At 45.3% G+C, this 6,055-nt stretch carries 7 protein-coding genes; all 7 read right to left on the bottom strand.

All coding sequences use genetic code 11. The features are described from left to right. Positions 1 to 355: 355 nt before the first annotated feature. The 7 genes from QUA33_RS23065 to glmM all read right to left on the bottom strand — a co-directional run bounded on the left by QUA33_RS23065 (position 356) and on the right by glmM (position 6,016). Complete coding sequence (locus tag QUA33_RS23065) at positions 356 to 535, bottom strand: hypothetical protein (protein ID WP_190738631.1); 180 nt, start codon at positions 533 to 535, stop codon at positions 356 to 358. Further along, positions 532 to 879 carry a hypothetical protein gene (locus tag QUA33_RS23060; protein WP_333151487.1) on the bottom strand — a complete coding sequence of 116 codons (348 nt, stop codon included), beginning with the start codon at positions 877 to 879 and terminating at the stop codon, positions 532 to 534. The genes QUA33_RS23065 and QUA33_RS23060 overlap by 4 nt, the downstream gene beginning before the upstream one ends. A gap of 41 nt (positions 880 to 920) precedes the next feature. Further along, the gene (gene hpsO, locus QUA33_RS23055) at positions 921 to 2,090 is read right to left on the bottom strand and encodes a hormogonium polysaccharide biosynthesis glycosyltransferase HpsO (RefSeq protein ID WP_333151485.1); all 1,170 of its coding nucleotides are present in this window, start codon (positions 2,088 to 2,090) and stop codon (positions 921 to 923) included. Positions 2,091 to 2,117: 27 nt separating this feature from the next. Further along, positions 2,118 to 3,092, bottom strand: a complete 975-nt coding sequence (gene hpsN, locus QUA33_RS23050; RefSeq protein WP_333151483.1) for a hormogonium polysaccharide biosynthesis glycosyltransferase HpsN — start codon at positions 3,090 to 3,092, stop codon at positions 2,118 to 2,120. Positions 3,093 to 3,110: 18 nt separating this feature from the next. After that, positions 3,111 to 3,401, bottom strand: a complete 291-nt coding sequence (locus QUA33_RS23045; RefSeq protein WP_333151481.1) for a hypothetical protein — start codon at positions 3,399 to 3,401, stop codon at positions 3,111 to 3,113. 261 nt (positions 3,402 to 3,662) lie between these two features. Further along, positions 3,663 to 4,157: a hypothetical protein gene (locus QUA33_RS23040; protein ID WP_333151479.1), complete on the bottom strand. Its 495-nt coding sequence runs from the start codon at positions 4,155 to 4,157 to the stop codon at positions 3,663 to 3,665. A gap of 398 nt (positions 4,158 to 4,555) precedes the next feature. After that, a complete protein-coding gene (gene glmM, locus QUA33_RS23035) occupies positions 4,556 to 6,016 on the bottom strand; it encodes a phosphoglucosamine mutase (RefSeq protein WP_333151489.1) in 1,461 nt (486 codons plus the stop codon). Positions 6,017 to 6,055: the final 39 nt, after the last annotated feature.

The raw sequence follows: 6,055 nt of genomic DNA, 5'->3' as shown, positions 1-6,055 counted from the left end.
GCCGCTTTTATCAACAAGGTATGCGGGCCGCAACCCTTATACAGTCTATCTCGTAGACCTTTTTGTCACCCCCCCAGATATCTACGAAACGGAGAACAGCGGAAATAAATAATCTGATAGCCGTTTTGTTGTATTGGTTGATTTAAAGGAACATCTAAAGGAAGTTGACCGATATCTCCGTTAGAATCTGTAGTGATAATTGTGACATCAATGTTTTTGGCCGCGAGGGCCGCAGAAAGTCCGAGCACCATTTGACTTGGCCCCCCGTAGACTAGGGAAATTGAGGGGATAATTTGGAGAATCCGCATCAGGGATAGCTATTTAAATCCACATACCAACATCTCCCATTACAAATTTAATTATCTGGAAAAGGTTGCCCGTCTAGCTGTTCAGCTTCCTCTCTTTTTGTTGCTGTAATTTGGGTATTGTGAGCCATTGTCTTGGAAAATTCATACATTTCACTGGCTTTTGCTTCCGCAGCTTTCACAATTTCAAGGATTTCCAGGAGTTGGCTTTCATCTGGTAATTGTTTCATGGCAATGCTTCTAATCTCTCAACTACTTTGTCAATCATAATTTTCGATTCTGGAGCCATATTTAGCAAGGCTGCTAAATAATCTCCTGCTTTTTGAACATCTTCATCGGGCACACCAGCCAGCAATACATTGCCCACAATGTGCTCTGCTTGTAAGCGAGTACCTGCTACGTTGAATTGAAAATTGGTGATGCAAGAAAAGTATTGCATCAGTATTTCATTCTGGGGAAAAAGAGACATTGCTCTTCTAAGTGCAAAAAGTCCCTGCGTTGCTTGGCGTTCGGTATCATGTAGTACCTGGTAGAGTTCGTCTACCAAAGGTCGTATGTCGGAAGGAATAGACATTTACTACAGCTTTTATTTAACACTTGCATTATAGCTAAAAGTTACAACAATTCTTTGTAGAATTCCAACAACTGCTCAGCTAAAGCTTTATTGGTATAATTGCTCATCGCTCTATGATAACCCCGATCGCCCAAATCGGCCGCCAACTCCTGCCGCTCCATCAATTTCTGCAAACACTCTCGCAAAACCCCTGCATTTCCTTCTGGGAATAATAACCCCGCATCGCCGATAACATGGGGAATTTCCCCGCAGTCGGAACCAATAACCGGAATGTGACAGGCCATTGCTTCAATTAAAACGTGACCGAATTGTTCTTTCCAGCCCACAGTGGTCAAAGTTTTGAATTTATAGCTGGTTTGCGAGGGCAATACCAAACAGTTCATTAAGTTAATGTAGGGGGGAATCTCTTCATGAGAAACGCTTTCTACCCAGATTATTCGATCGCTTATTCCCCATTCAATACATTTTTCTGCGAGGTGCGTCCGCAATTTTCCTTGTCCTACTAACAGCCACTTCCAAGAGATTTTTTTCAACCCTGCCAAGGCCTCAGCTAAAGTTAACAGTCCTTTTTCTTCGACAAATCGCCCTACAAATCCTACCACAAAATCGGTCGGTGCAATGCCGAACCTGCCGGATAAATCAGCGTCTTTACCAGTGCTGCGAAACAAAGTTTCATCTACTCCGAGTTGTGGCATTACTTTTACCGCACCTTGATAGCCCCGCTGCCGCAAAATTTTAGCTCCGTCTAGGTTGCCTGCAATAATTCCGTTGGTGTGCTGAAGATTGTAATTTTCTAAAATTGAAACAGGCCAATTCAATTGATAAGGCAGATTCCACCAGGTAAACAATATATTTTTTGCCTTTAATTTAAGCAGTTTATTTAATAAAATTAATTGAGCGCAAGCAAGGGATTTTGAACCTTGTTCAACTTGGATGATCTGGGGCCTAAAGTTTTGCAAAACTTTAATTAAGTCACAACCAAAGCTTAGCAATCCTTGATTGTTTTGGCTAAAGTTGGACACAGGGATGACTTTAAAGGAACCATTTTGATAAAATTCCGTTTCTATAATTTTATTTTGTACGCCTCCAGGTTTCCAACGCTGCGGCACTACCACTGTTACTTCAATATCGGGTTCTAGGTTTGCTAATATCTTGAATTTTTCCCGGTTAATGTCCACAATATAGGTGTGACTGGCAACGAGAATTCTCATTTAGGGGAAGGGGGAAGGAATAGGGAATTATTGATCGTTAATATTGTCTTGATGGCTGTAAATTTGTCCATCATTCCACAGAGATTGAATTACTGTATTTACAGCACTGAGAAAACCCAAGATATAAAAAGCAAATCTAGTTATAATTTTAATGGGCGAGTGGCTTTTATAACAAGGCGGATTTCCCAAAACGTGGCAGTCAAAGAGTTTGGCAAAAAATCGCAGGCATTGAAAGGCTGTTAAATTTTTCAATCCCATTAGAAAGTGATTGTGATAGAATGTGATTTGATATTCGATCGATCGCGTGCTGACATCGTGACACCCGCCGCTCTCTTCCCCAAAGTGAACTAAACACGCATTGGGATCGTACCAAATTTTCAGGCCAGTCGATCGCAATCTCAAACAAAAATCCGACTCCTCCCGCACCGCACTCCCTGTAAACCGCTCGTCAAACCTCAGCCCCCACTCGGCAAAAACCTGCCGGCGAAATGACATATTGCAGCCTCTAGCCGAGAGCACCTGCTGCGGTTTTACTGTATGCACCAAATCGATAAAATACCAGGCAATGCCCGCATCCATCGCTTCTGAGGGCAAATATTCGATCGCCAAATCCCCTCCAGAATTATCCAGTTTTATTCTGTCAAAAACCCGGCCCGCCACACATCCCACATCGGGTTTTTCTAAATAGTTGTCAGCGTGAGCTGCCAAAAAACCCTCTGGCAATTGTACATCATCATCAATAAATAAAATAATCTCTCCAACTGCGCGGCGCACTGCATAATTTCGAGCTGCCGGCAAACTTGCCCAATCTACCCGAAACCAGCGAATTTTGCCAGCATTTGCCAATTCCTCTAAATAAACTTGAGTTTCCGACTCGTGGGTGCGAGTTTGATCGATTACCAAGACTTCAAAATTCGGGTAATTTTGCCGAAGCGTATCAGCCAATGTCTCTCGCAGAGGTTGCTCGCGGTTGTAGGTGGGGATCACAACAGAAATCATCATTTGCAGTTGCCGCCTTCATTATTTCTCTACACGCCAAAGCCAGACATCGCCGGGTTTGTAAATTGGTGTGATTTGATATTTTTGCACTTTTTCTAGTTCAAATTGCAATGCTTCTGTAGGTCGGTAGAGAAATACATCGCTAAAACCATCAGGAATTGTGACTTGTTCAGGTTTAACTGCCAGCAAAAGCTTTACTTGCGACTTCAGCAGATAGTTGACAGACAGTATTTTTCCTGTGATGTTGTTGCCTCCGTGAGTGATATCGTTTCCGGTTGGATGGGAACGATGAGTCTCGATCAATAATTCCACATTCCCCCACGCATCGCGGACTACGGACTACTCCCCATCATGTCGCTCGTGCAACCGGAATTGATATGATTACTAAAGGTTTTTTGGCTTGATTGACAATCGCGGCTACTTGGGGATTATATTTAGTGCTAGAAGGATACTTGTTCCACCTTTCGTTGCGACTGTGAGCTGACGGCACAAGAAACTATTTCACTCGATATTAGCGCTATTAAACCGAGCTGCCACAGCTTTTGTTGTCTGGGATTGGTGGCGGCTGTTATTTTAGCGGTGAATAGATAGGCAACAGCTAGCTGAATTCTTAAAATAGAGGGAACCAGATAGCGATCGGCAACGCCTTGCACTGCTATCAATACTATCGCTGTAATTCCGAGCGCTGTCAATACCAACAGCCAAACTCGTTTGGGGGTTGAGCGGCAGAGCGAATCTATTGAATGTGCGATCGCTAACAGCAGCGACGATTGTAACAGCCATCCATCCCACAGATGCAGAGCGAAATAATTCCCAGCACAGCCAATAAACCCTGGGAAAAACTAACAAACTAATCCCATCTGAAAGACTTCTGACAGCCGCCACTTGCGGGCCGAACAACTGCACCCAAAATATGGCTAAAATAAAATACAGTGGCCACAGTTGAGGTTCTTCTGTAGCTAAACCTTTAACAGTATCCAACCAAGTTTTTTCGGGATTTATCTGCTGGTATGTCCGCTGCCAATCTTCGACGCTAACTGTTTTGCCTTGAAAATCTTGCTGGACCATTTCCGTGCAGGTGTAGCCAGAAATTCGCAGGGAGGTGAGAGATTCGTCGAAAGAGTAGACTTTGCGATCCAGGGCGAGTAAAGCGAAAAAATATCCCCGTTATTAACATGACGACAATTAAAACTTTTAACGAAATTCGAGGCCGCCACCCATTTTAAATTGATTTGATGAACAGGAAATCAGAAATGGGGAAATGAAGAAAGAAGGATTTAGTAATTTAGGAGAGAGGGAATAAGAATGAGGGAATAAAGAATGAGAAAGTTGTTCCAATATCCCCTATATTTTTAGAGAGGGTTCTTTATTCTTCCTTCTTCCTGACATCCGTTACATCCGTTACATCCGTCGAGCGAATCCGTTGCCGAACTTTCTTCTTCCTTCAGATTAATTCCCCATTTCCATCAGATAGCTATGTGTTGCTGAACGGCTAAAACTAAATTTTCAGTCCAGAAATTAGCCAATTCGGCGCTGGCAGCTTCCACCATAACTCGAATTAGCGGTTCAGTGCCAGAAGCGCGCACCAAAACCCGTCCCTGTTCGCCCATTGCTGTTGTAGCACGTTCGATCGCACTTTGCATTGCCTCGCACTCGTGCCATTTCAGGCGTTTTTCGCGATCGTCCACCCGAATATTTCGCAGCAACTGCGGATAAGTTTGGAAACTGCCACTTACCAATTGTGCCAAAGATTGCCCGGACTGGCGCACCAGCGAAGCCAAATGCAAAGCTGTCAGCAAACCGTCGCCGCTGACACCGTAATGCGGACAAAGAATATGTCCCGACTGTTCGCCGCCCAACATCGCACCGGTGCGCTGCATTTCAGCGTGAACGTACTGATCTCCCACGTTGGTTCTAGTTAGTTTGCCGCCCAATTCTTCCCAAGCTCGCTCGAAGCCGAGGTTAGCCATTACAGTAGAAATAATTAAATTGGATGGTAACTGTTCGGAGTCGCGCAACTGCCGGCCCCACAGATAAAGAATGTAATCGCCGTCAATCGTTCGACCTTGGTTGTCAACACACAAAACTCGATCGGCATCGCCGTCAAAAGCAAAGCCCAAATCAGCATTGTGTTCCAAAACTGCTGCTTGCAAACTGTCGAGATGAGTAGAACCGCAGTTAACATTAATGCGAGATCCATCAGGAGAGTCGTGCAAACAGATTACATCCGCCCCCATTTGCGCGAACACCGCCGGACCCAAACCCGCGGCCGCCCCCCAAGCCAAATCCAAAACTATCCGCATTCCCTCCAAATTCATCTGTTGCAGCGAATCACAGAGCGAAGTGGCATAATCTTTAACCAACTCAGAGCGATGGTAGTGGTGTCCCCAAGCCAAGCTAGCAACCGGAACCTTTGCCCCCCGGATTCCCGCTTCGATTTGTTCCTGCAACTGTTGCGACAGCTTGGAGCCGTTTGAGCCGAAAAACTTAATGCCGTTGTCTTCTGGGGGATTGTGAGAAGCCGAAATCATCACTCCGCCGACCGACTCCGAAACGCTTGCCAGATAAGCAACGCAGGGAGTGGGACACAATCCCAAATTCCACACTTCTAAACCGGCGGCCGTCAAACCCGCTGACAGTGCCATTGCTAGCATATCGCTAGAATTCCTGCTGTCTTGCCCCAAAATCACAGGCCCCTGGTTGGGGGTATTTTGGCGTAGAACTTGTCCGGCCCAGAAGCCCACTTGCAAGGCTAGGGGTGCATTCAGCAATTCTCCAACTTTCCCGCGAATGCCGTCTGTGCCGAAGAGTTTGGTATTTGGCAGGGAGAGGCTATTTCCCAGCAGAATCGTATCCAGTTTGGCTGGCTGTACCGAGTTAGCAGCCGGAAACTCGCTGCCACGAGGGCGCGAAGGTGTCTGAACCATATTCACTCCTTTAGGAATATTCACACTCACACTTTGGGT

The sequence above is a fragment of the Microcoleus sp. Pol14D4 genome (genome assembly GCF_036701245.1).
GTDB lineage: Bacteria > Cyanobacteriota > Cyanobacteriia > Cyanobacteriales > Microcoleaceae > Microcoleus.
This window is presented reverse-complemented; position numbering and strand designations above follow the sequence as displayed.